At 26.1% G+C, this 1,792-nt stretch carries 2 protein-coding genes; both read left to right on the top strand.

Annotated features, from left to right (window positions below; all coding sequences use genetic code 11):
• Positions 1-560: hypothetical protein (locus KLA_RS17100; RefSeq protein WP_034647356.1), on the top strand; the 560-nt coding region annotated here is incomplete at its 5' end.
• A gap of 178 nt (positions 561-738) precedes the next feature.
• Positions 739-1,287 (top strand): hypothetical protein, encoded by a 549-nt coding sequence (locus tag KLA_RS17095; RefSeq protein WP_034647354.1) that lies wholly within the window; start codon positions 739-741, stop codon positions 1,285-1,287.
• The last annotated feature ends 505 nt before the right edge of the window (positions 1,288-1,792 follow it).

The raw sequence follows: 1,792 nt of genomic DNA, 5'->3' as shown, positions 1-1,792 counted from the left end.
AATTAATAAATCAAAATAAAGGAGACCGTTGGCTGCAAGCTGAAACGAACAAAATAAAAGTAACTATGAGAAAATTAATCATTCTACTTTTTTTAATTCCAATAGGATTGAAAGCACAAGATAATCCTTTGACAATTTTCAAATCATTAGAAAATTATATTTGGATTGCTGAAGGAAAATGGGGAGATGGAAGTACATTCAAGCAGGAGATAAACTTGGAATTTTCTTTGAACAACAAAATAGTCAAAGTAGAATCTATGGGATTCACAAATAAAGAACAAACTGAATTTGGTTTGAGAAATCATGGAATCCGACAATATGACGAAAAATTAAAAAAAATAAGGTTTTGGGAATTCGATATTTTTGGAAATCTAACAGAAGGAACTGTTGAGGGTGAAGGAAAAAATTTGATTTATAAGTATGATTACGGAGGAACGTTTGTTACTGAAATGTGGGTTTATAAAAATGAAAAAACATACGACTTCATTGTAGGTGTTTATGAAAATGGCGAATGGAATCAAAAATTTCTTGAAACTGAATTTACAGGTAGAATAAAATAAAGCCTGACAGCCAACAATGGCTATAAGTAATTGCTTGTTCTCGCCCACTTCTGAAAAACCTCGCGGATTTTCGGTTTGTGCGTACTTGCAAAGTTAAGTGCTAACCACGCAACTACTCATAGCCGAGACCGGTAAGTAATTGTGGAAATCACTCATTCCTGAATAAATTGAAAGAAAATTGAAAAAGAAAAAAAAGATTTTATTAATAATTGGAATTATTACTTTAATAGTTCTTTTTACTCCAAAATCATTTTATGAAAAATATTATTATGATTTTCTTGAATGGAAAAATTTGAGAAACAAAATTGTTTGGAAAAAAAATATAAAATTGAATTGGGAAGATTTTAGGTCTACAAATACTGAAGAAAATTTAGTTTTAGAAGCAAGAGTTGGATTATCAATAAGATATTATACAAATCCAATTATGTTTAAATCTAAAACAGTTTTTATGCCTAATGAATCATTTGTAATAAATGAAAATGACTCAATTAATTTGAGAATTTCAGAAGCAAAATTTAATTTGTTGGAAATTTATAGAAGAAAAATGGAAAAATATGTTTTGAAATTAAAAAACGAAAAGATTGACACTCTGAAAAAAATTGACTTTGATAATCTGAACTTAAAATATTATGAATTATTTGAAACAGAATGGGAAAAATATCTTGAGTCTCAAAATGAAACTAAATCTTTGGAAAATTTAGAGAAAAGAATAAAATTAGAATTATAAAAAACTACTTACAACAAAGTACTGTGGTAAAAAACAAGTAAAAACTCATAGACTCTAAAACAGGTTCTATGAGTTTTTTTATGCACTAAATTTAAGTAGGCACTTCTACTCTATAAAATAAAAAATCAATGTTTATTTTAATAAATATTATTTTTCTATAAAAAAACAAACTTCTTTTCTTAGCAAGAAAAAAACCTCAAAACCCTAGAAACACTAGTATTTCCTACTTTTAAAAAGAATATAATTTTCATTTGTAAGTTTATACATCTTTTAAAAATAATCTATAGTTTACAAAAAAGTTCGGAATATCTTTTTTTTTGAAATATAAATTAGTACTTTGTGTGAGACAAAGACAATATTTTAGACTTTTTCTCTTTTTTCCAAAATAAAATAATGTCAGTTTAAGGACTTGGTTTAAGCCAAGATGGAGAAAATTTCAAAAAATTAGTTTTTTGATACTTTCTCTTTTTTTTATACTAGTCGAAACTAGAGAAACTTTAAAATT

The organism is Cellulophaga geojensis KL-A (assembly GCF_000568425.1).
Lineage (GTDB): Bacteria > Bacteroidota > Bacteroidia > Flavobacteriales > Flavobacteriaceae > Cellulophaga > Cellulophaga lytica.
The sequence above is the reverse complement of the archived record's forward strand: the minus strand, read 5'-3'. Positions and strand labels throughout refer to the sequence as shown.